24 protein-coding genes are annotated in these 22,278 nt (G+C 59.6%); 14 read left to right on the top strand and 10 right to left on the bottom strand.

Features of this window, described 5'->3' with window-relative positions:
- Positions 1 to 107: 107 nt before the first annotated feature.
- The 5 genes from KGB29_RS14585 to KGB29_RS14565 form a co-directional block, all read right to left on the bottom strand.
- Entirely contained in the window at positions 108 to 557 is a 450-nt protein-coding gene (locus tag KGB29_RS14585) for a Spy/CpxP family protein refolding chaperone (RefSeq protein ID WP_090453778.1), read from the bottom strand.
- Between the two features lie 244 nt (positions 558 to 801).
- Positions 802 to 1,479, bottom strand: coding sequence for a response regulator transcription factor (locus KGB29_RS14580; RefSeq protein WP_007984138.1), 678 nt, complete (start codon positions 1,477 to 1,479; stop codon positions 802 to 804).
- A 7-nt stretch (positions 1,480 to 1,486) separates the two neighbouring features.
- Complete coding sequence (locus KGB29_RS14575; RefSeq protein WP_057715935.1) at positions 1,487 to 1,900, bottom strand: hypothetical protein; 414 nt, start codon at positions 1,898 to 1,900, stop codon at positions 1,487 to 1,489.
- Between the two features lie 122 nt (positions 1,901 to 2,022).
- Positions 2,023 to 2,322: a YciI family protein gene (locus KGB29_RS14570; RefSeq protein WP_053156484.1), complete on the bottom strand. Its 300-nt coding sequence runs from the start codon at positions 2,320 to 2,322 to the stop codon at positions 2,023 to 2,025.
- A 1-nt stretch (position 2,323) separates the two neighbouring features.
- Positions 2,324 to 2,920 (bottom strand): septation protein A, encoded by a 597-nt coding sequence (locus KGB29_RS14565; protein ID WP_057715933.1) that lies wholly within the window; start codon positions 2,918 to 2,920, stop codon positions 2,324 to 2,326.
- Between the two features lie 87 nt (positions 2,921 to 3,007).
- Between KGB29_RS14565 and KGB29_RS14560 the strand changes: the two genes are divergently transcribed.
- The 7 genes from KGB29_RS14560 (at position 3,008) to arfB (ending at position 10,741) form a co-directional block, all read left to right on the top strand.
- Positions 3,008 to 3,871, top strand: coding sequence for a PHP domain-containing protein (locus KGB29_RS14560; protein ID WP_150813395.1), 864 nt, complete (start codon positions 3,008 to 3,010; stop codon positions 3,869 to 3,871).
- A 13-nt stretch (positions 3,872 to 3,884) separates the two neighbouring features.
- Positions 3,885 to 4,514 carry an L-threonylcarbamoyladenylate synthase gene (locus KGB29_RS14555; protein WP_032829738.1) on the top strand — a complete coding sequence of 210 codons (630 nt, stop codon included), beginning with the start codon at positions 3,885 to 3,887 and terminating at the stop codon, positions 4,512 to 4,514.
- 60 nt (positions 4,515 to 4,574) lie between these two features.
- Positions 4,575 to 5,333: a segregation and condensation protein A gene (locus tag KGB29_RS14550; RefSeq protein ID WP_172435389.1), complete on the top strand. Its 759-nt coding sequence runs from the start codon at positions 4,575 to 4,577 to the stop codon at positions 5,331 to 5,333.
- An 11-nt stretch (positions 5,334 to 5,344) separates the two neighbouring features.
- On the top strand, positions 5,345 to 6,316 hold the full coding sequence (gene scpB / locus KGB29_RS14545; protein ID WP_154860773.1) for an SMC-Scp complex subunit ScpB: 972 nt from the start codon (positions 5,345 to 5,347) through the stop codon (positions 6,314 to 6,316).
- A 288-nt stretch (positions 6,317 to 6,604) separates the two neighbouring features.
- Positions 6,605 to 7,825, top strand: coding sequence for a 23S rRNA pseudouridine(2605) synthase RluB (gene rluB / locus KGB29_RS14540; RefSeq protein WP_154947159.1), 1,221 nt, complete (start codon positions 6,605 to 6,607; stop codon positions 7,823 to 7,825).
- A gap of 862 nt (positions 7,826 to 8,687) precedes the next feature.
- Positions 8,688 to 10,100: an amino acid permease gene (locus KGB29_RS14535; protein ID WP_154947160.1), complete on the top strand. Its 1,413-nt coding sequence runs from the start codon at positions 8,688 to 8,690 to the stop codon at positions 10,098 to 10,100.
- Positions 10,101 to 10,327: 227 nt separating this feature from the next.
- Positions 10,328 to 10,741 carry an alternative ribosome rescue aminoacyl-tRNA hydrolase ArfB gene (gene arfB / locus KGB29_RS14530; protein WP_057715927.1) on the top strand — a complete coding sequence of 138 codons (414 nt, stop codon included), beginning with the start codon at positions 10,328 to 10,330 and terminating at the stop codon, positions 10,739 to 10,741.
- Here arfB and KGB29_RS14525 read toward each other — a convergent pair.
- The 5 genes from KGB29_RS14525 to phhA all read right to left on the bottom strand — a co-directional run bounded on the left by KGB29_RS14525 (position 10,738) and on the right by phhA (position 15,141).
- Positions 10,738 to 11,937, bottom strand: a complete 1,200-nt coding sequence (locus tag KGB29_RS14525; RefSeq protein ID WP_150813398.1) for an MFS transporter — start codon at positions 11,935 to 11,937, stop codon at positions 10,738 to 10,740. The two genes, arfB and KGB29_RS14525, sit on opposite strands and share 4 nt — an antisense overlap.
- Positions 11,938 to 12,036: 99 nt before the next feature.
- Complete coding sequence (locus KGB29_RS14520; protein WP_057715925.1) at positions 12,037 to 12,222, bottom strand: hypothetical protein; 186 nt, start codon at positions 12,220 to 12,222, stop codon at positions 12,037 to 12,039.
- 478 nt (positions 12,223 to 12,700) lie between these two features.
- Positions 12,701 to 13,894, bottom strand: coding sequence for an amino acid aminotransferase (locus KGB29_RS14510; protein WP_154947161.1), 1,194 nt, complete (start codon positions 13,892 to 13,894; stop codon positions 12,701 to 12,703).
- Entirely contained in the window at positions 13,894 to 14,250 is a 357-nt protein-coding gene (locus KGB29_RS14505) for a 4a-hydroxytetrahydrobiopterin dehydratase (protein WP_007938547.1), read from the bottom strand. The genes KGB29_RS14510 and KGB29_RS14505 overlap by 1 nt, the downstream gene beginning before the upstream one ends.
- A 105-nt stretch (positions 14,251 to 14,355) precedes the next feature.
- The gene (gene phhA / locus KGB29_RS14500) at positions 14,356 to 15,141 is read right to left on the bottom strand and encodes a phenylalanine 4-monooxygenase (protein ID WP_057715923.1); all 786 of its coding nucleotides are present in this window, start codon (positions 15,139 to 15,141) and stop codon (positions 14,356 to 14,358) included.
- A 382-nt stretch (positions 15,142 to 15,523) separates the two neighbouring features.
- Here phhA and KGB29_RS14495 point away from each other — a divergent pair, with 382 nt between their 5' ends.
- From KGB29_RS14495 to KGB29_RS14465, 7 genes are all read left to right on the top strand, one after another.
- Positions 15,524 to 17,083: a sigma-54-dependent transcriptional regulator gene (locus KGB29_RS14495; protein ID WP_057715922.1), complete on the top strand. Its 1,560-nt coding sequence runs from the start codon at positions 15,524 to 15,526 to the stop codon at positions 17,081 to 17,083.
- 157 nt (positions 17,084 to 17,240) lie between these two features.
- Complete coding sequence (locus KGB29_RS14490) at positions 17,241 to 17,408, top strand: periplasmic nitrate reductase, NapE protein (RefSeq protein ID WP_173677902.1); 168 nt, start codon at positions 17,241 to 17,243, stop codon at positions 17,406 to 17,408.
- A gap of 37 nt (positions 17,409 to 17,445) precedes the next feature.
- Positions 17,446 to 17,712 (top strand): chaperone NapD, encoded by a 267-nt coding sequence (locus KGB29_RS14485; protein WP_057715921.1) that lies wholly within the window; start codon positions 17,446 to 17,448, stop codon positions 17,710 to 17,712.
- The gene (gene napA / locus KGB29_RS14480) at positions 17,703 to 20,207 is read left to right on the top strand and encodes a nitrate reductase catalytic subunit NapA (protein WP_090453787.1); all 2,505 of its coding nucleotides are present in this window, start codon (positions 17,703 to 17,705) and stop codon (positions 20,205 to 20,207) included. The genes KGB29_RS14485 and napA overlap by 10 nt, the downstream gene beginning before the upstream one ends.
- A gap of 41 nt (positions 20,208 to 20,248) precedes the next feature.
- On the top strand, positions 20,249 to 20,710 hold the full coding sequence (locus KGB29_RS14475; protein ID WP_371319448.1) for a nitrate reductase cytochrome c-type subunit: 462 nt from the start codon (positions 20,249 to 20,251) through the stop codon (positions 20,708 to 20,710).
- Between the two features lie 9 nt (positions 20,711 to 20,719).
- Positions 20,720 to 21,316: a cytochrome c3 family protein gene (locus KGB29_RS14470; protein ID WP_057715918.1), complete on the top strand. Its 597-nt coding sequence runs from the start codon at positions 20,720 to 20,722 to the stop codon at positions 21,314 to 21,316.
- 203 nt (positions 21,317 to 21,519) lie between these two features.
- Complete coding sequence (locus tag KGB29_RS14465; protein ID WP_223473585.1) at positions 21,520 to 22,260, top strand: flagellar basal body rod protein FlgF; 741 nt, start codon at positions 21,520 to 21,522, stop codon at positions 22,258 to 22,260.
- The last annotated feature ends 18 nt before the right edge of the window (positions 22,261 to 22,278 follow it).

Raw genomic sequence — 22,278 nt, 5'->3', positions numbered from 1 at the left:
GAACAATGGTGACTGATACTCCGCCTTCGCGAGCAAGCCCGCTCCCACAGTGAATTGTGTGGTGTCAGACCCAACGGTGTTCAGCCGTCGGGTCCGGGGTCAGCGTATTATTGCGCTTTTTGCGGTTGTTGCGCTTTCCAGGCCTTGAACTCGGCCCACTCGGCGCGACGTTCGGCCTGTTTTTTCTGGATCTCGTCGAATTTCTTCTGTTGATCAGGTTTCAGCAAGGCGCGCACATCCGCTTCCGCTTTCTTGTGGTTGGCGGCCATCTCGTCCTTCATGGCTTTCTGGTCGGCTGGCGAGAGTTTCTCCAGGTACTTATCGACCAGTTGCTTACGCTCGTGCATCTGCTCGCCCATGATCTTGCGGATCTGCTCGCGCTGTTCGCGGCTCAGGTCCAGTTCACTGTACGGACCTTTGCCGTGCATGCCGTGCATCTGACCGCCGTGGCGCGAACCGTCCATCGACCCACCCATGGGGCCCGTGCCTTCAGGCATGGCCATGGCAACGGTCGGCAGGGCAGCAGCGAACATCAGAGCGATAAGAGTCTTGCGCATGGTGTATCTCCTTGTCTCGTTCCCGGTACGTTCCGGATGAGTACAGATTACGCAGATCAAGGTCAGCGGCGGTCAGCGGTACGTAAAGCTTGGGTAAAGATGATTTTGCGCCGACCTGACAAAACGTCCAGGTGCCTTGCTGTAGGAGCGAGCTCGCGATGGAGTTGAACGATTACGCGTGCTGTCTGGAAAGGCGCGTTGACTGTGAGACCATCGCGAGCAATCGAGCGTCGACCGGCTGCTCCTACAGGCTGTAGTAGTAACCGCGGCTGCGCAGGGCCACGATGCGGGGGCGACCATCGGGGTGTGGGCCGATCTTCTTGCGCAGGTTGCTGACGTGCATGTCCAGGCTGCGGTCGTACAGGGTCAGCTTGCGGCCGAGGGCGATCTGCGCCAGTTCCTGTTTGTCCAGGGGCTCGCCCGGTTGCTTGAGCAAGGCTTCCAGCAGGCGGCTTTCGGAGACGGTGAGGGTGAATTCCTGTTCGTCGATGCTGACCACGCCGCGCACCGGGCTGAAACACAGGTCGCCCAGTTCCATCTGGCTGGACACCGCCGCCGGGTGGCTACGACGCAGGACTGCGCGCAAGCGGGCGGTCAGTTCCCGTGGGTCGCAGGGCTTGGCCAGGTAATCGTCGGCGCCGAGTTCCAGGCCGAGGATACGGTCCAGCGGTTCGCCTCGGGCCGAGAGCATCAGTACGGGCAAGTCCGGGTGATCGCTGCGCAACTGCTTGAGCAGTTCCAGGCCGCTGCCATCGGGCAACATCACATCCAGCACCACGGCCGCCGGGGCGGTTTCAGCCAGCGCGCGGCGTGCGCTCTGGCCGTCGTGACAGGCCCGAACCTGAAACCCTTCCTGGCTCAGCCAACTGCTCAGGAGCTCACACAGCTCCTGGTCATCATCAATAAGTAACAGCTCGCTCATGACTCACTCAATTTAGCCATTGTCGACGTTTTCGACTTGCTCCACTGGCGAAGATACCGCAGAGCAGGGCCAATAGCGCTACCCCGGCGCCAATGACGAACCATTGTTGCTGGTCGGTCAGCAGGCGCGGCAGCGGACTGCTGGCCTGGGCTTCCTTGAGTTGCAGCTTCAAACGCTGGTTCTCCTGGCGCAACCGGGCCAGGAGCGGGCTTTCGCGTTCGCCATCGGCAGTTTGCAATTGTTTGTTCAGTTCTTCCCGTTGCCGTTCGCTTTCTTTCAAGCGTTGCTGCAGCTCGGTGATCTGGCTTCCAGCGCTCAAGGAAAGCGGCGTCGAGTTGCCCCCCTCGGCGTTTTCTTCACCGTGGGCGGGCGCCACGATCGACAACGTGACCAACATCAGGCACAACGGACCCTTGCGCATGGCGACTCCTGGTTCCAATACGAGTATTGGGAAAGTTGTCGGCCGGCAAACGAGAATAATGAGCGATTGAGAACGCGATGAACCGATATGGTTCACCGCGTGGGGGCATTGCGAGAAGAAAGTTACGGCAGGACTTGCTTGAACGGCTTGACCAGAACGTTGGCGTAGACGCCAGCAGCGATGTACGGATCAGCGTCGGCCCAGGCCTGGGCGGCGCTCAGGGAATCGAATTCGGCGACGATCAGGCTGCCGGTGAAACCCGCCGCGCCCGGATCATTGCTGTCGATCGCCGGATGTGGGCCGGCCAGTACGATGCGACCTTCGCCCTTGAGCGCTTGCAGGCGCTCGAGGTGTGCAGGCCGAGCGGCCAGGCGGGCTTCCAGGGAGTTGGCGACGTCTGTGGCAATGATTGCGTAAAGCATGTCAGTCCTCGGTTTTTGGCGTTGTGGTGTCGGCATCGTGCAGATGACGGGACAGGTAGATGCCCTGGCCGATCAGGAACAGCAAAGTCATGCCCAGGCTGCCGAAGACCTTGAAGTCGACCCAGTAGCTCTGGAAGGTGAACGCGACAAACAGGTTGGCGGCACCGCAAAACAGGAAGAAGGCGATCCAGGCGATGTTCAGGCGCGTCCAGACCGGCTCCGGCAAGGTCAGCGCGTGGCCCATGATGCGTTTGATCAGCAGGCTGTCACCGACGAAGTGGCTGCCGATGAACGCAAGGGCGAACAGCCAGTTGACCACCGGGGCTTTCCACTTAAGGAACGTCTCGCTGTGGAACGCCAGCGTCAGGCTGCCGAAGACCAGGCAGGCGATCAGGGTCAGCCACTGGCTCTTCTCCAGCTTGCGCTGCTTGATGAACAGTGTGCCGTAGACCACCAGTGAACTGACGATCAGCATCGCGGTGGCGCTGTAAATACCGCCTACAGTGATCTCATGACCGGCGATGTCGACGACCTGTGGGTCGATTTTGAAGACGATGAAAAACAGCAGTAGCGGGATGAAATCGATGAATTGTTTCACAGTGGCAGCCAGAAGCAGGATGTGGCGGCATAATAACAAACATATGGGCGCGCGATAGCGCCAGCTGATTTGAGGTTACAAAGCCCTGTGAATGTTGATTTGCACTGCCATAGCACGGCCTCCGATGGCGCCCTGGCGCCTGCGGTTCTGGTGGCGCGGGCGTTCGAGAAAGGCGTGCGAGTCCTGGCCTTGACCGATCACGACACCCTTGAGGGCCTCGACGAGGCCCGGCACGCGGCTACCGCGCTGGGGATGCAACTGGTCAACGGCGTCGAATTGTCCTGCACCTGGGGCGGCGCGACCATTCATATCCTGGGCTACGGTTTTGACGTCAACGCCGCGCCGTTGGTCGAGGCCATCGCCAGATTGCATGATGGCCGCTGGCTACGCTCCGAGGAAATCAGCCGCAAACTGGCATTGAAAGGCATGCCGGGGGCGCTGGATGGCGCCCGGGAGATCCAGCAGGAGCTGGGCGACAGCGGTAACGCGCCGGCTCGCCCGCATTTCGCCGACTGGATGGTGCGTGAAGGTTTCGTCAAGGATCGCGCCGAGGCGTTCCGCAAATGGCTGGGCGCCGGCAAGCTGGGCGACGTCAAGCAACACTGGCCGACCCTGGAGGAAACCGTCGAAACCCTGCGCGCGGCCAAGGCCTGGGTCAGTCTGGCACACCCATGGCACTATGAATTCACGCGCAGCAAGCGACGTCGCCTGATTGCCGACTATATTCAAGCAGGGGGCCACGCCATCGAAGTGGTCAATGGTTACCAGCCTGCCGAGCAAGTGGGCAGCCTGGCCATTCTGGCCCGCGAGTTCGGTCTGCTGGTCAGTGCCGGCAGTGATTTTCATGGCCCCGGGGGCTGGTCGGAGATCGGTGAATACCGGCCACTCCCGGAGGATCTGCCACCGCTATGGTGTCGATTCAAACATGACCCAATTATTGCCGCCGTCTGAACAGGTAGAGAATGTGAGTCAATTTTTCCAGATTCATCCGGAAAACCCGCAAGCGCGCCTGATCAAACAGGCAGTCGAGATCATCCGCAAGGGCGGGGTGGTGATTTATCCCACGGACTCTTCCTACGCCATAGGTTGCCAGATCGGCGACAAGGTAGCCGTGGAGCGCGTTCGGCGTCTGCGGCAGCTGGATGAAAAGCACAACTTCGCGCTGATTTGCAGCGACCTGTCGCAACTGGGGCTGTTCGCCAAGATCGACACCGGCACTTTCCGCATTCTCAAGGCCCATCTGCCGGGGCCGTATACCTTCATTCTCAATGCCACCCGCGAAGTGCCGCGGCTGTTGTTGCACCCGAAGAAGCGCACCATCGGCCTGCGTGTGCCGAGCCACCCGATTGCCCTGGCGCTGCTGGCTGAACTGGGCGAGCCGTTGATGAGCGTAACCCTGATCATGCCAGGCGATGAAGATCCGTTGAGCGATCCCCACGAAATGCGCCAGTTGCTCGAACATCAGGTCGATCTGATCATCGACGGCGGTTTCGGCGGGATCAAGGCGTCCACCGTGATCAGCCTCGCCGACGGCGAGCCGGAAGTCATTCGCGTTGGTTGCGGCGACCCTGCGCCGTTCATGGTCGAGGCCTAGATGTCCGCAGTAGAACCCGTCGACAGTCAGGCCGGAGCCCAGCAGGAACTGCCCTTCGCCATGGTCTATGGCCAGGCGGTCATGGAAATGCCGCTGGACCTGTACATCCCGCCGGATGCCCTCGAAGTCTTTCTCGAGGCGTTCGAAGGCCCGCTCGACCTGCTGCTGTATCTGATCCGCAAACAGAACATCAACATCCTCGACATCCCGGTGGCGGAAATCACTCGCCAGTACATGGGCTACGTCGAATTGATGCAGTCGGTGCGCCTGGAGCTGGCCGCCGAATACCTGGTGATGGCCGCGATGCTGGCCGAGATCAAGTCGCGGATGCTGTTGCCGCGGGCCGAAACCGTCGAAGACGAAGAGGAAGACCCGCGCGCCGAACTGATCCGCCGCTTGCAGGAGTACGAGCGTTTCAAGGCTGCCGCCGAAGGCATCGACGGCCTGAGTCGCGTCGGCCGTGATGTGGTGGTGCCCAAGCTGGACGCCCCGGAGGCCCGGGCGCGCAAGCTGTTGCCGGATGTGCGCTTGTCAGAGCTGCTGTTGTCCATGGCCGAGGTGTTGCGCCGTGGCGACATGTTCGAAAGCCATCAGGTCAGCCGCGAAGCGCTGTCGACCCGCGAACGCATGAGCGATGTGCTGGAGCGCCTCAAGGGCGGCGGTTTCGTACCGTTTGTCGAGCTGTTCACCGCTGAAGAAGGGCGCCTGGGGGTGGTGGTGACCTTTATGGCGATCCTTGAATTGGTCAAGGAATCCCTGGTCGAGCTGGTGCAGAATGAGCCATTTGCCGCGATCCACGTGCGAGCCCGAGCCGAATAACGAGTCGAAACATGAACCTGACTGAACCCCGTGATCTGGCACCCTTGCTTGAAGCCTTTCTGTTGGCCTCGGGAAAGCCGCAATCTTTGGAAAGCCTGTTCGAACTCTTCGAGGAAGGCGAGCGCCCGGAACCGCCGGTCTTCAAGAAGGCCCTGACGATTCTCGCCAAGTCCTGCGATGGCCGCGCGTTTGAACTCAAGGAAGTGGCCTCGGGGTATCGCCTGCAAATTCGCGAGAAGTATGCGCCTTGGGTCGGGCGTCTGTGGGAAGAGCGCCCGCAGCGTTACTCCCGTGCCATGCTGGAAACCATGGCGCTGATTGCCTATCGCCAGCCGATCACCCGCGGTGAAATCGAAGACGTGCGGGGCGTGGCGGTCAACAGCAATATCGTCAAGACCTTGATGGAACGCGAGTGGATTCGCATCGTCGGCTACCGCGATGTGCCCGGCAAACCGGCGATGTTCGCCACCACCAAGGCGTTCCTTGATCACTTCAACCTGAAGAACCTCGACGACCTGCCACCGCTGGCGGAACTGCGCGAGCTGGAACCGGATCCGGTGCTCGACTTCGATGATGCCCCGGTACCGGCAGCCCTGCAGGAACTGGCCGACGCCAGTGCCGAACCGGAAGAACCCAAGGAAGAAACCAGTTTCCACACACTGCTGCTGGAACTGGACAGCATGGAGGAGGGGATCAAGACCGATTTCGACGATTTGCTGCGTGATGGGGCGTCGCCTGAATTCGATCCGGAACAGTCGGTTATCGAGCCAGAAGTCGAAGCGGCACAGCCCGAGCCTGAACCGGAAATTGAACCGGATCAAGAAGACGACATCCTCGGTGTCGCCGAAGCCCGGGAAAAGCTCCTGGCCGCCGTTGCCGCTCTCGAACAACCGAAACCCGAGCCCGAATTGTCGGACGAAGAAGCCGAAGCCCAGGCCCTGGCCGAAGCCATCGAGGCCGAACGGCGCCAGTTCGAAGATTGATACGATTCTTGAGAACTATGGAGATCCATTGTGGGAGCGGGCTTGCTCGCGAAGAGGGCGTGTCAGTCGACATCTTTGTTGGCTGACCTGACGCATTCGCGAGCAAGCCCGCTCCCACAAGGTCATGGTGGTAAGTCACATGTCACCGGTCGGCGGAAAAACAAATAACCTTGCCTTGATCGGCTAGTCTCTGATGCGCAAACGCCCTCATGCGCGTATGATTCGCGACCCTTCGGCGATCCCTTCGCCCAAGTACCCAGTTTTCAGACCACACCGGGAGGTGCCCAGATGAGTATCAAAGACCAGCAAGACGACCAGCCAATCGGCCCAGCAGGCGAAAAACTGCAGAAAGTCCTCGCCCGTATCGGCGTCGGCTCGCGCCGTGACGTGGAAGCCTGGATCAGCCACGGCCGCATCAAGGTCAACGGCAAAGACGCCACCCTTGGCCAGCGTGTCGACATGCACGACGCCATCACCATCGATGGCAAGGTGATCAAGCGCGAAGAGGCTGCCGAGTCGGTCCGCCGCGTGATCATGTACAACAAGCCCGACGGCGAGATCTGCACCCGCGTTGACCCGGAAGGCCGTCCGACCGTGTTCGACAAGATGCCGCGCCCGAAAGAAGGCCGCTGGATCAACATCGGTCGTCTGGACATCAACACCACCGGTCTGCTGATGTTCACCACTGACGGTGAGCTGGCTAACCGCCTGATGCACCCTTCCTACGAAATGGACCGTGAATATGCGGTACGTGTGCGTGGTGAAGTCGATGACGAGATGATCGAGCGTCTGAAGGCTGGTGTTGTCCTTGAAGACGGCCCGGCCAAGTTCACCGACATCAAGCAGGCGCCAGGCGGTGAAGGTTTCAACCACTGGTATCACTGCGTGGTGATGGAAGGTCGTAACCGCGAAGTTCGTCGCCTGTGGGAATCCCAGGGCCTGGTGGTCAGCCGTCTGAAGCGCGTGCGTTTCGGCCCGGTGTTCCTCAACTCCGATCTGCCGATGGGCCGCTGGCGCGAAATGAGCCAGTACGAAGTCGACATCCTGAGTGCCGAGGTCGGCCTGACGCCGGTCGCGATGCCGCAGATGAACGCCAAGAGCAAGGACAAGCTTGACCGGATGCAGCGCAAGTCGTCGCGTCCGATGGCCAAGACCGAGCGCGTTCGTACCCTGCGTCCAGCCACTGGTGCAGCCGCCGCACCTGCCGCGCCTCGTGCCAGCCGCGAGCCGCAGATCGAAGGCGAGCGTCCAGGGCGCAAGCCTGCTGCCCGTCAGGACGGCGAACGCGCTCCACGTACGCCACGTCCGGCCAACGGCCGTACCGAGCGTGGCGAAGGTCGTGGTACGCCGGTAGCCGATCGCCCGGCCGACACCAAGCGCCCGGCCAAGCCTGCGCCGAAGCGTCCGGGGATCAAGCTGGTCGACGGTGACACGCCATCGGGCAAACGCCGTGGCGCACCGGCCGGTTCCGGCCAGCGTCCAGGCTTCGGTCGTCGCAAGCCGGAGTGAGGCAGCGGTAAGCTGTTAGCGACAAGTCAAAAACGCCAACCTTCGGGTTGGCGTTTTTTTTTGCCTGGCTTTATGTCTTTGTTGATTTTGTTGCCGCCTTCGCGAGCAAGCCCGCTCCCACAGGGGGCGGAGTTGTTTGGTCGAAATGCAATTCATTGTGGGAGCGGGCTTGCTCGCGAAAGCGCCAGTCGAAGCAAAGAGATGTCCGAAGTGGAAAATCAAAATTACACGCTGTAAAGAAATCCTGACGAAATCCGCCGATTAACCCCGTGGATTCGGTTATCCCCGTATGCCGTAAGAAAACGCTTACGCATCAGCGCCTTCTATCCTCCTTCCAGCCTTCTAGCCCGCTTGTTTCAACACGTCATGCAGGGTCAGATGCGTGCCATGCCTGTCGTGCAGGTGCATAACAAAAAGGAGGCGCAATGAACGCCGCAATCCAACTCCATCTCTCCGCGAGAGGCGGTTTTCCTGCCTTTCCCGTCGATGATCCGCAAGGATCTGATCCATTTTTTGCAGCCGCCCGAGCCTCTCGGGGCGGACACAGGCAATCCCGGCCATAGACACGCTTGTCCAGCGGGTCTGGCAGCAGGGGGTTACAGGTGTACAATGCGCCGCGTTTTACCTGTGACCTCCTGCGCATCTGCGCAACCCTCAGGGCTATCCGCCTTGTTCACTCCGTCGCGTCACGAGCGTGTCGGGTTCGATTTCGTCACAGATAAAAACAAACAGGTGACGCATGACCGTTGTAATTACGCTGAACTCCTGGTGCCTGCGCTGGGGTTTGATCGGTGCCGCTTAACGCCTTTCTTGAGCAGCAACGTCTACTGAACATCATCAAACCTTGCGTGAGACCCTTTTCATGAGTGGACAAAACCCGCAATCAGGCGAGCTGAAACGCGGCCTGAAAAATCGCCACATTCAATTAATCGCCCTCGGTGGCGCGATCGGTACCGGCTTGTTCCTCGGCTCGGCCGGGGTGCTGAAATCCGCCGGCCCGTCGATGATCCTCGGCTACGCCATCTGCGGCTTCATCGCCTTCATGATCATGCGCCAACTGGGTGAAATGATCGTCGAAGATCCGGTGGCCGGCTCCTTCAGTCACTTCGCGCACAAGTACTGGGGCGGCTTTGCCGGCTTCCTGTCGGGCTGGAACTGCTGGATCCTGTACGTTCTGGTGGGTATGTCCGAGCTGACCGCGGTCGGCAAATACATCCACTACTGGGCGCCGGACATCCCGACCTGGGCCTCCGCAGCTGCCTTCTTCGTGCTGATCAACGCCATCAACCTGGCCAACGTCAAAGTCTTTGGCGAGGCCGAGTTCTGGTTTGCGATCATCAAGGTCGTGGCGATCGTCGGCATGATCGCTCTGGGCAGCTACCTGCTGGTCAGTGGCAATGGCGGCCCGCAAGCTGCGGTCAGCAACCTGTGGTCCCACGGTGGCTTCTTCCCGAACGGTGTCACGGGTCTGGTGATGGCCATGGCTTTCATCATGTTTTCCTTCGGTGGCCTGGAAATGCTCGGTTTCACCGCTGCCGAAGCCGACAAACCGAAAACCGTGATTCCGAAAGCGATCAACCAGGTGATCTACCGGATCCTGATTTTCTACATCGGTGCATTGGTGATCCTGCTGTCGTTGACGCCGTGGGACAGCTTGCTGACCACCCTGAACGCTTCCGGTGATTCCTATAGCGGCAGCCCGTTCGTGCAAGTGTTCTCGATGCTGGGCAGCAATACCGCCGCGCACATCCTCAACTTCGTGGTCCTGACCGCTGCGCTGTCGGTGTACAACAGCGGCACCTACTGCAACAGCCGCATGCTGCTGGGGATGGCCGAGCAAGGCGATGCGCCAAAGGCATTGGCGAAGATCGACAAGCGCGGTGTGCCGGTGCGCTCGATCCTGGCCTCGGCCGCCGTGACTCTGATCGCGGTACTGCTGAACTACCTGATTCCGCACAGCGCGCTGGAACTGCTGATGTCGCTGGTGGTGGCCACCCTGGTGATCAACTGGGCGATGATCAGCTACTCGCACTTCAAGTTCCGCCAACACATGAACAAGACAAAACAAACGCCACTGTTCAAGGCCTTGTGGTATCCGTACGGCAACTACATCTGCCTGGCGTTCGTGTTGTTCATCCTTGGTGTGATGTTGTTGATTCCGGGGATCCAGACATCGGTGTACGCGATTCCGGTGTGGCTCGTGTTCATGTGGGTCTGCTACGGCATCAAGAACAAGCGCAGTGCGCAACATGCATTGCAGGCTGCAGTGAAGTAACGCAGTCGCAGAAACAACAAACCCGGCCAAGTGCCGGGTTTGTTGTTTTCGGGGTTCACATAAATCCCTTTGTGGGAGCGGGCTTGCTCGCGAAAGCGGTTTAACCGTCAGCATTCAAGTCGACTGACACTCCGCATTCGCGAGCAAGCCCGCTCCCACATTGGTTCTGCTGCGTTCCTGACACTCATTCGCGGTATCCTGCACACTCTGAATACGGACGCTTTTCCATGCTGGTGATTTCCAACAACGTGCAACTGCCGGATGCCGAGATCGAGTTGACGGCCATTCGAGCCCAGGGCGCGGGTGGGCAGAACGTCAACAAGGTTTCCAGCGCCGTGCACCTGCGCTTCGACATTCCGGCGTCGTCCTTGCCCGAGTTCTACAAGGAGCGGCTGCTGGCGCTTCGCGACAGTCGCATCACCAGCGACGGTGTGTTGATCATCAAGGCCCAGCAGTACCGGACGCAGGAGCAGAACCGCGCCGATGCGCTGTTGCGGCTGACCGAGTTGATCCTCAGCGCCACCAAGGTCGAGAAAAAGCGCCGTCCGACCAAGCCGACCCTCGGCTCGAAGACCCGTCGCCTCGAATCCAAGAGCAAGCGCGGCAACATCAAGGCCGGGCGCGGCAAGGTCGACTTCTAGCGGGCGTCCCGCGCTTCGCGTTGCTTCGGCGCCTGCCGGTACAGGTATAGGCTCAGCATCAAACCGCTGAGCGCGGCGAGGGCGGCGAACAGGAAGATCGAAGCGAACCCGAACCCGGCGGCAATCGCCCCGGCCAGCGGCCCGGTGATCCCCAGCGACAAGTCGATGAACAGCGAATAGGCGCCGACCGCTGCACCACGGCTGGAGGCCGGGACCAGGTTGACCGCCTCCACGCCCAGTGCCGGAAACACCAGCGAAAAGCCGAAGCCGCTCAGCGCCGCACCCGCCAGTGCCCAATGGGCATCCGGTGCCAGCCACAGCAGGAGCAATCCCAGGGTTTCCACTGACAGGCAGGCAATGGCCACGCGAAAGCCGCCGAGGCGGTTGATCAGGTTGCCGAACAGCAAGCGCGCGCCGATGAAGCTGGCGCCGAACAGGCTTAGGCACAGCACCGCGTTGTCCCAGTGTTGCGTGGCGTAATACAAGGTGATGAAGGTGGCAATGGTGCCGAAGCCGATGGAGCCCAGGGCCAGGCCGCAACCGTGGGGGAAGACTCGCCCCAGCACATGCATGAACGGCAGGCGCTCACCGGCAACGATCGGTGCGGCGGTTTTCGGCCAGGCCAGCAGCAGGCCGAGAACGGCCAGCAATACAATGCTCACCCCCATGCTCCACAAGCCCAGTTGATGGACGAGCAGCACGCCCAGGGGCGCGCCGACAGCCAGTGCGCCATAGCTGGCGATACCGTTCCAGGAGATGACCTTGGCGGTGTTCGCCGCACCGACCCGGCCGATGCCCCAGCCAATCGAGCCCGAGCCCACCAGGCTTTCGGCGCTGCCGAGCACCAGGCGGCCGATCAACAGGCTGATCAGGCTCAAGGTCGGCAGGCTCTGGGTCCAGGCCGAGAGCAGCATGAACACACCGCTCAAGCCGCAACCGGCCAGGCCATACATCACAGCCAGTTTGCTGCCCTTGTTGTCGATGATCTTCCCGGCATAGGGGCGGCTGAGCAGGGTGGCCAGGTATTGCACGCTGATCACCAGACCCGCGATCACCGCGCCGAAGCCCAGGTCGCTGTGGACGTAACCGGGCAATACGGCCAGGGGGATGCCGATGTTCAGGTAGCCAATGAAGGTGAAAAGGACGATGGAAACGACTTGCAGCGTGACCGCCAGGGGGCGCTGGTTTTCAGGCATGGGTAAAGGTCCACGGTAAAGCAGGATAGATAGGCTGCTTATGATAGCGGTGTGGACGGTCGTCGGTTGTGAAAAAGTAAAACTATTTACCGGGCGGTGTCATTCAGCTTTGACGGGAGCGACCAGTTGCGTGGTGACCAGGGCGGCCAGCGCATTTTCCTGGGTGCCGAAGCGGGCGAGCAAAGCGGCTTGTTTCTCGGGAGAGAGGCGATTCCAGATCTCGATCATTTTCTCGGCGGTGCCGATCAGGACGCTGGCCTGCGCTTCGCTGAATTCATCGGTCATGGAAAGTTCTCGTTTCAGGCAGTGTGGAAAGCGCATGGTAGCGCTTTCCACACGGTCTGTACGGCGGGTGTTTCAGTCTTCTCTGTCAGCCTGGCGGCTGTCAGTGGCTTCTTTCGGCTCGGGCTGTTGGGCTCCGGCTTGCTGCGTGGTCGTCTGCTCAGGTACGTGCAGGCTTGGGAAGGGGAGATTAGGAATCTCGTGCATGGTTGCGCTCCTCGCTAAGTCTGTTGATAGATCTGGTAGATCCGCGCTTTAAAAAAGCCTGGGCAGGATACAGCACTGAAAATGACAAACGGACTTTTATATCCATTTGTTTCGACGGATGGGGTTGTATAGACAGATAAGTAACAATTACGCAGAAGCAAATGTGGGAGCGAGCTTGCTCGCGATTGCGGAGTGTCATTCAACGATGATGTTGACTGATAGACCGCTATCGCGAGCAAGCTCGCTCCCACAGGGGGATTGCAGTGCCCGAGGATTACTTGCAGACGCTGGCAATCGCCTCGGCCAGCAAATCCAGGCGCGTGGCATCAATGCCGGCCACGTTGGCCCGGCCCGAGCTGACCATGTAAACGCTGTGATGATCGCGCAGGTTCTTCACTTGCTCAGGCGACAGGCCGGTGTAGGAGAACATCCCGCGTTGCACGCCAATATGGGCAAAGCGCTCGCGCAAACCGTGAGGCTCCAGAGCTTCTACCAAACCGCTGCGCAGTTGGGCGATACGCAGGCGCATCGCTTCAACTTCGTCGGCCCACAGGCGTTTCAGCTCTGGATCACCGAGGATGGTCGCTACAACGGCAGCGCCATGATCCGGCGGCGTCGACCACAGGTTGCGGGCGATGTTGGCCAGTTGGCTGCGGATATCCACCAGCTTGTCGGCGGTTTTCGCGCAGACAATCAGCGCGCCGGTGCGGTCGCGGTAGAGGCCGAAGTTCTTTGAGCAGGAACTGGTGATCAGCAGTTCCGGCAACTCGGCGGCGAACAGCCGGGTCGACCAGGCATCCTGTTCCAGCCCATCGCCGAATCCTTGGTAGGCGAAGTCGATCAGCGGCAGCAGTTCGCGACGGCGCACCACGTCCAGCACCCGTTGCCAGTCATCCTGGGACAGGTCGAAACCGGTCGGGTTGTGGCAGCAGGCGTGCAGCAAGACCACGTCACCCTTGGGCGCTTCATTGAGCGCCGCCAGCATACCGTCGATGTCGAGACGGTTGTCGCTGCCCACGTACGGGTAGTGGCTGACCTTGACCTTGGCTGCCGCAAAAATCGTTTCGTGGATCGGCCAGGTCGGGTTGCTCAACCACACGCCGCGCCCTGGCAGGCACTGGGCGATAAAGTCCGCGCTCAGGCGCAAAGCCCCGGTGCCGCCCGGAGTCTGGGTGGCGCCGGCGCGTTGTGCGCTGATCAGCTTCGAGTCGGCACCCAGCACCAGCTCATTGATCGCTTTGCCGAACGCCGGTTCGCCGTGACCACCGATGTAGGTCTTGGTGGACTGGTGATCCACCAGGCGCTGCTCGGCAAGTTTCACCGACTCGAGAATCGGCGTCAGGCCCTGGGCGTCCTTGTAGACACCCACGCCCAAATCGAACTTGCGCGGGTTCGGGTCCTGCGCGTAGGCCTCCATCAGGCCCAGAATCGGGTCGCCAGGCACTCGACCGATGGCGTCGAAATGCATTACTTGCGCCCCTCAGCGTCCTTCGCCACTTCGTCAGTGCGCGCGGCCATGATGAAATCGTTGCGGTGCAGGCCCTTGATCGAGTGGCTCCACCAGGTCACGGTCACTTTGCCCCACTCGGTCAGCAGGCCCGGGTGATGGCCTTCGGCCTCGGAGATTTCGCCGACGGCGTTGGTGAACGCCAGGGCGTGCTTGAAGTTCTTGAACAGGAAGACCTTTTCCAGCTGCATGACGCTGTCACGTACTTCGATGTTCCAGTCCGGGATCTGCTTGATCAGGATCGGCAGTTCTTCGTCGCTGACTTGTGGGGCGTCGGCGCGGCAGGCTTCGCAATGGGCTTGGTTCAAAGTGGACATGGTGTGTTTCCTGTAATCGAGTGTTTTTATATCGGTCGACAGTGCCGTCACGCTAAACCAAAGCGACGGTGACTGACAGACTCACTTGTCAGCAAAAGTCGCGGTTCACGCGGCCTTTGGCGGAAATTTCGGTGTGTGCAGACCCATCTGCATCGCTTGCTTGACCATGCCCATGATGTCTTCGTGGGCCAGGTCGAACAGGCGCTTGAGGTTCGGCAGAACGAAATACAGGGGTTGCAGGATGTCGATGCGGTAAGGCGTGCGCATGCATTCCAGCGGGTCGAAGGCTTGGTGTTCAGGCTCGTTCGACAGGCTGTAGACGGTCTCTTTCGGTGAAGACAGGATGCCGCCGCCGTAGATGCGCTGGCCTTGCGGGGTGTCGAGCAGGCCGAACTCGATGGTCATCCAGTACAGGCGCGCCAGGTACACGCGTTCTTCCTTGGACGCCTTGAGGCCGAGCTTGCCGTAGGTGTGGGTGAATTCGGCGAACCACGGGTTGGTCAGCAGCGGGCAGTGACCGAAGATCTCGTGGAAAATGTCCGGCTCTTGCAGGTAGTCCAGTTCTTCGCGGGTACGAATAAAGGTCGCCACCGGAAACTGCTTGCTGGCCAGCAATTCGAAAAAGGTCTGGAAGGGAATCAGTGCGGGAACCCGGGCAACCTGCCAGCCGGTGGTTTCAGCGAGGACCTTGTTGATTTCGCCGAGTTGAGGAATGCGGTCGTGGGGCAGACCGAGTTTTTCGATACCGTCCAGGTACTCCTGGCACGCACGCCCTTCAATCACTTTCAGTTGACGAGTGATCAGCGTGTTCCACACCGCGTGTTCTTCGGCGGGGTAGTCGATAAAACCTTGCGCATCGGGCTCGCGAGCCACGTATTGCGTCTGCTTCATACTGCTCTCCTGCTAGGGGATTTCGTTCTTGTTATGTACTGCTATGGACCTAGAAATACCCCATGAATTGCACTGTTGCAGCAGGTGCTCAGCGTCGCGCGCAGGAAAATCCCTCGACATTCGTAAAGTTTTCGTTACGAATTGCTCAAGGTCGCGCAACTATTGAGATTTCCTGGTTTGAAAAACGCTTTGCCTGTCACATAATCTTGACGACTATCTGGGTGCCTCGAAAGAAAAATGCGATCGCAATACCCCTGTGGGAGCGGGCTTGCTCGCGAAAGCGGTCTGTCTGATACATCAATGTTGGCTATGCCGACGCTTTCGCGAGCAAGCCCACTCCCACAGGACCTCAACCTCAATCACTGCATTTTCGGGTCTTTATATGCGTATCAAAGTCCACTGCCAGAACCGCATCGGCATCCTGCGCGACATTCTCAACCTGTTGGTGGAGTACGGGATCAACGTGGCCCGCGGTGAGGTGGGGGGGGAGCATGGCAATGCCATCTACCTGCATTGCCCAAACCTGATCAACATTCAGTTCCAGGCCTTGCGTCCGAAATTCGAAGCGATTGCCGGGGTCTTTGGCGTCAAGCGTGTAGGGCTGATGCCCAGCGAGCGTCGGCACATGGAACTCAATGCACTGCTCGGTGCGCTGGAGTTTCCGGTGCTGTCGATCGACATGGGCGGTTCCATTGTCGCGGCCAACCGTGCGGCGGCGCAGTTGCTCGGGGTGCGCGTCGACGAGGTGCCGGGGATTCCCCTGTCGCGGTACGCCGAGGATTTCGATTTGCCGGAACTGGTGCGCGCCAACAAGTCGCGGATCAATGGGCTGCGGGTCAAGGTCAAGGGGGATGTGTTCCTGGCCGACATCGCGCCGCTGCAATCGGAGCATGACGACAGCGAGGCCATGGCCGGTGCGGTGCTGACATTGCACCGCGCCGACCGGGTGGGCGAGCGCATCTACAACGTGCGCAAGCAGGAGTTGCGCGGCTTCGACAGCATCTTCCAAAGCTCGAAAGTCATGGCCGCCGTGGTGCGCGAAGCGCGACGCATGGCGCCATTGGATGCACCGCTGTTGATCGAAGGGGAAACCGGCACCGGCAAAGAGTTGCTGGCGCGGGCTTGCCACTTGGCCAGCCCTCGAGGGCAATCGCCGTTGATGGCGCTCAATTGCGCCGGTCTGCCGGAGTCCATGGCCGAGACGGAACTGTTCGGTTACGGCCCGGGCGCCTTTGAAGGGGCGCGGGCCGAAGGCAAGCTCGGGTTGCTGGAGCTGACGGCGGGCGGCACGTTGTTTCTCGATGGCGTCGGGGAAATGAGCCCGCGCTTGCAGGTGAAATTGCTGCGTTTTTTGCAGGACGGTTGCTTCCGTCGTGTGGGCAGTGATGAAGAGGTCTACCTCGACGTGCGAGTGATCTGCGCGACCCAGGTCGACCTGTCCGAATTGTGCGCTCGCGGTGAGTTCCGCCAGGACCTCTACCACCGCTTGAATGTGTTGTCGCTGCACATCCCGCCGTTGCGCGAATGCCTCGACGGCTTGACGCCGCTGGTGGAGCACTTCCTCGATCAGGCCAGTCGGCAGATCGGCTGCTCGTTGCCAAAGCTGGCGCCGGCGGCCATGGAGCGGCTCAGCCATTACCATTGGCCGGGTAACGTGCGGCAACTGGAGAACGTGCTGTTCCAGGCGGTTTCCCTGTGCGACGGCGGCACGGTCAAGGCCGAGCATATTCGTCTGCCGGATTATGGCGTGCGTCAGCCCCTTGGCGATTTTTCGCTGGAGGGTGGGTTGGACGAGATCGTCGGGCGTTTCGAGAAGGCGGTACTGGAACGGCTTTATTCGGAACATGCCAGCAGCCGATTGCTCGGCAAGCGACTGGGTGTTTCCCACACAACGATTGCCAACAAGTTGCGTGAATATGAAATAGGCAAACTGGAGCGTTAAAAACTCACTCAAATAATAACTCTTCTCGAGTGTCAATATTTGTCCAGTGCTGTCAGTTCGCATTTAAAGCGCTAAAGCTTCTGCTATTGATCTGAATCATGGAACTTATAGAGGAAGCCATCTAGGCTCCTCTCAAAGTTTGGCAGGAGTGCTGACCATGCCATCAATGGATGACTCTACCCAGCGAGTTCGCAAAGAAACTCGCCTCTTCTATTTCCTGATCATTGTTCTGTTTCCACTGTTATCGGTGGCGATAGTCGGTGGTTACGGTTTTTTTGTCTGGTTCCTGCAAATGCTCCTCGGGCCGCCAGGCCCCCCCAACTGATCGCCATCTATCTCTAATTCAGCGGGGAGTACGGGACATGGGAAAGACGCTGCACATTGCCAGTCTGGTAGTACATGCCCGTCCGGCCCTGTTCGAGGCGGTGAAAGCCAACCTGCGTTTGCTCAAGGGCGTTGAACTTCATCAGGAAAGCCCTGCCGGCAAACTGGTGGTTGTGCTGGAAACCGATCACGAAAGCCAGATTCTTCAGCGAATCGATCAGATCAATCGCTTGCCAGGCGTGCTCAATGCCGCCCTGGTTTATCACGAGATTCTCGATGTAACGGGAGAAAGCACATGCCTATGACGCGGCGAGAGTTTGTCAAAGCCCAGGCTGCCGGGATCGCGGCAGCGGCTGCGGGCCTCCCGGTCTTTACCTCTGCCAGCAACCTGATTACCGAACAAGACATGGTTGCCTTGGACTGGAACAAGGCGCCCTGTCGTTTTTGCGGCACCGGTTGCAGTGTCATGGTGGCGACTAAGGACAACAGGGTTGTTGCAACCCACGGCGACGTAAAAGCCGAGGTCAATCGCGGGTTGAACTGCGTCAAAGGCTACTTTTTGTCCAAGATCATGTACGGCGTTGATCGGCTGACTCAGCCGCTGTTGCGCATGACCAATGGGCAATATGACAAACAAGGCGAGTTTCACCCGGTGTCCTGGAAACAGGCGTTCGATGTGATGGAGTTGAAGTACAAGGAGGCGCTGAAGAACAAGGGCGGGGAGTCTATCGCCATGTTCGGTTCCGGACAGTGGACGATCTGGGAAGGGTACGCGGCCAACAAATTGATGAAGGCGGGGTTTCGCTCGAACAACATCGATCCCAATGCACGCCATTGCATGGCCTCGGCGGTCATGGGCTTTATGCGCACGTTCGGTATCGATGAGCCAATGGGCTGTTATGACGATATAGAAGTCACCGATGCATTCGTCTTGTGGGGTTCGAACATGGCGGAAATGCATCCGATTCTGTGGAGTCGGGTCACCGATCGCCGTTTAAGCCAGCCGAATGTGAAAGTGGCCGTGCTCTCTACTTTCGAACATCGCAGTTTTGAACTGGCCGACATTCCGATGGTGTTCAAGCCACAGACTGACCTGCTCATTCTCAACTACATCGCCAATCACATCATCGAAAGCGGTTCGGTCAACAAGGACTTCGTCAGCAAACACACCAAGTTCGCCAAAGGCACGGATGACATAGGTTACGGTTTGCGTGCCGATAATCCGCTGGAAATGAAAGCCAAAAATGCCGACAAGGCGAACACCTGGACCGACATCGACTTCGAGCAATTCGCCGCTTTTGTAAAACCCTACACCCTTGAGCGCACCGCGAAAGAAACCGGTGTGCCAGCCGAGCGCCTCAAGGCATTGGCCGAACTGTACGCCGATCCCAAGCGCAAGGTGGTTTCGTTCTGGACCATGGGCTTCAACCAGCACACCCGGGGGGTGTGGGCCAACAACCTGATCTACAACATTCACCTGCTGACCGGAAAAATCAGCGAGCCGGGCAACAGTCCTTTCTCCCTGACGGGCCAGCCTTCGGCCTGCGGGACGGCACGTGAAGTGGGTACGTTCTCCCATCGTTTGCCGGCCGACCTGGTGGTCACCAATCCGGCGCACCGCGCCACCGCGGAAAAAATCTGGAAGCTCCCGGCGGGCACCATCAAGGAAAAGGTCGGGTTCCATGCCGTGCAGCAGAGTCGCATGCTCAAGGACGGCGTGCTCAATGTGTATTGGACGATGGCCAGCAACAACATGCAGGCCGGGCCCAACATCATGCAGGAAGTACTGCCGGGGTGGCGTAACCCCGAGAACTTCGTGGTGGTGTCGGATGTGTACCCCACCGTCTCGGCACAGGCGGCCGATCTGATTTTGCCGACGGCGATGTGGGTCGAGAAAGAGGGCGCTTACGGCAACGCGGAGCGGCGCACGCAGTTCTGGCATCAACTGGTCTCGGCGCCGGGTGACGCCAAGTCGGACCTTTGGCAATTGGTCGAGTTTTCCAAGCGCTTTAAAACCGACGAGGTCTGGCCGCAGGAACTGTTGGACGGCTCACCGCAATACAAGGGCAAGACCCTGTATGAGGTGCTGTTCAAGAATGGCCAGGTCGATCAGTTCCCTGTTGAACAAATGGCGGCAGGCTATCAGAACGACGAGGCCCGGGATTTCGGTTTCTACCTGCAAAAAGGCCTGTTCGAAGAATATGCCCAGTTCGGCCGTGGACATGGTCATGACTTGGCACCCTTTGATCGTTATCACTCCGAGCGCGGGTTGCGCTGGCCCGTCGTCGAAGGCAAGGAAACGCTTTGGCGCTTCCGCGAAGGTTACGATCCGTATGTCGAGAAGGGCAGTGGCGTGCAGTTCTACGGCTACCCCGATAAGAAGGCAATCATCTTCGCGCTGCCTTACGAGCCTCCTGCGGAAGCCCCGGACGCGGACTTCCCGTTCTGGTTGAGCACCGGTCGGGTGCTTGAGCATTGGCACACCGGGACTATGACCCAGCGTGTCGAAGAACTTTATAAAGCGGTCCCCGATGCGCTGGTCTACATGCACCCGGCCGATGCCAAGGCCTTGAATGCCCGGCGTGGCAGCGAAGTAAAGCTGATCAGTCGGCGCGGCGAGATGCGTGCGCGGATTGAAACCCGGGGGCGCAACAAGCCGCCCCAAGGCCTGGTGTTCGTGCCGTTTTTCGATGCCAACAAGCTGATCAACAAAGTCACGCTTGATGCGACGGACCCGATCTCCAAACAGACCGATTACAAGAAATGCGCGATCAGGATTGAGTTGATCAAGACGGCATAAGGAGAGCTTTCATGAATTTTCGTTCGCTGTCCTTGCTTGTCATGCTGCTGATGTGGCTGCCCGCGACATTTGCGGCAGAACCCGGTTACCCACTGGATGCGCCGGCACCGGATGGACGGCGAGTCGGCGGGACCCTGACCCAGGAGCTGCCGGCACCGCCCATTGCCGAAGACGAGAACAAGGACCTCAAGCGTGAGCGCAATTACCCCGATCAACCGCCCACCATACCCCACAGCATTCGCGGGTATGCCATCGACATGAACAGCAACAAGTGCCTGACCTGCCACAGTCGCGCCAACAGTGCGCGTACCCAGGCGCCGATGATCAGCATCACTCACTACATGGACCGCGACGGCCAGGCATTGGCCGCGGTGTCGCCGCGCCGATACTTCTGCAACCAGTGTCACGTGCCGCAAAAGGATGTGAAGCCACTGGTGAGCAATAGCTTCAAGAACATCGATCAGGTCTTGCAAGACGAAATCAACCACCAGCCGAAACCTTGAGGAAAGGCCATGAAATCTTTGCTTGCCTTGCTCAAGGATTATTGGGCTGTGCTGCGTCGGCCCAGCGTGCATTACAGCCTGGGTTTCCTGACCCTCGGCGGGTTTATCGCCGGGGTGATTTTCTGGGGTGGGTTCAACACCGCGCTGGAAGCGACCAACACCGAGAAGTTCTGCACGTCCTGCCATGAAATGCGCGACAACGTTTTTGTCGAGTTGCAGGAAACCATTCACTACACCAACCGCTCGGGCGTGCGCGCCACGTGCCCGGACTGTCACGTCCCGCACGAGTGGACGCACAAGATCGCCCGCAAGATGCAGGCTTCCAAGGAGGTCTGGGGCAAGCTGTTCGGCACTATCAGTACCCGGGACAAGTTTCTGGGCATGCGCCGGGAGCTGGCCGAACACGAGTGGGCACGGCTCAAGGCCAACGATTCCCGGGAGTGTCGCAACTGCCATAACTTCGAGTTCATGGACTTCACACGCCAGGGTAAACGCGCCGCCAACATGCACTCCACCTCCTTGGCCAGTGGCCAGGCGACCTGTATCGATTGCCATAAAGGCATTGCCCACAAATTGCCCGACATGAGCGGCGTGAAAGGTTGGTAGCCGGCTTTTCACGGCATTGCCGCCAAGCGGCATAACCGCGCCGGTTTTTCGTCTTCGATACATCGTTCGATTCCCTTCTGATTAGCCTCCAGCCCCTTGTTTAAAGGGGGTTGGAGCCGCTGCGCGCAAGTTGGTCTGCAAATTGCTACAACCTGCGCAACACAGCAGTGGGCGGCAAACGTCCGGCAGGCAGAGGAAAGAGTGTGGACAAGTACCTTTATGTGGCAATGACCGGCGCCAGCCAGAATGCACTGGCGCAAAAGGCTCATGCCAACAACCTCGCGAACATCTCCACCAACGGCTTCCAGAAAGACCTGGAGCAGGCCCGTTCGATGCCGGTGTTCGGTGACAGCTTTCCGGCGCGTGCGTTTGCCATGTCCGAACGCCCGGCCACGGATTTCTCCCCGGGCTCACTGGTGGAAACCGGTCGTGACCTCGACGTTGCCGTGCAAGGCAACGGCTGGATTGCCTTACAGAATCCCGATGGCGGTGAAAGCTATGTGCGCACCGGCAGCCTGAACGTTGACGCCCTGGGTGTGCTGCGCGCCGGCAACGGCATGCCGGTCATGGGCAATGGCGGGCCGATTGCCGTGCCGCCGGAGCAGCAGATCGAAGTCGGCGAGGACGGCACCATCAGCATCCGCGCGATGGGCGAAGGTCCCCGGGTGATGGCGGAAGTCGATCGCATCAAGCTGGTCAACCCGGACTTCAAGAACATGACCAAGGGCCTGGATGGTTCGATCCACACCAAGGACGGCGCGCCTGCGCAGGCCGATGCCAACGTCAAGCTGGTGTCCGGGTTCCTCGAATCGAGCAACGTCAATGCCGTGGAAGAGATGACCTCGGTACTGGCCTTGGCCAAGCAGTTCGAGCTGCACATCAAGATGATGAACACCGCCAAAGACGATGACCAGGCCATGGCTCGGGTCTTGCAGATCAGCTAATTACCAGAATGTCGCGCC

Origin of the sequence: Pseudomonas sp. BF-B-30, assembly GCF_019956305.1 — a bacterium.
Lineage (GTDB): Bacteria > Pseudomonadota > Gammaproteobacteria > Pseudomonadales > Pseudomonadaceae > Aquipseudomonas > Aquipseudomonas jessenii.
The sequence above is the reverse complement of the archived record's forward strand: the minus strand, read 5'-3'. Positions and strand labels throughout refer to the sequence as shown.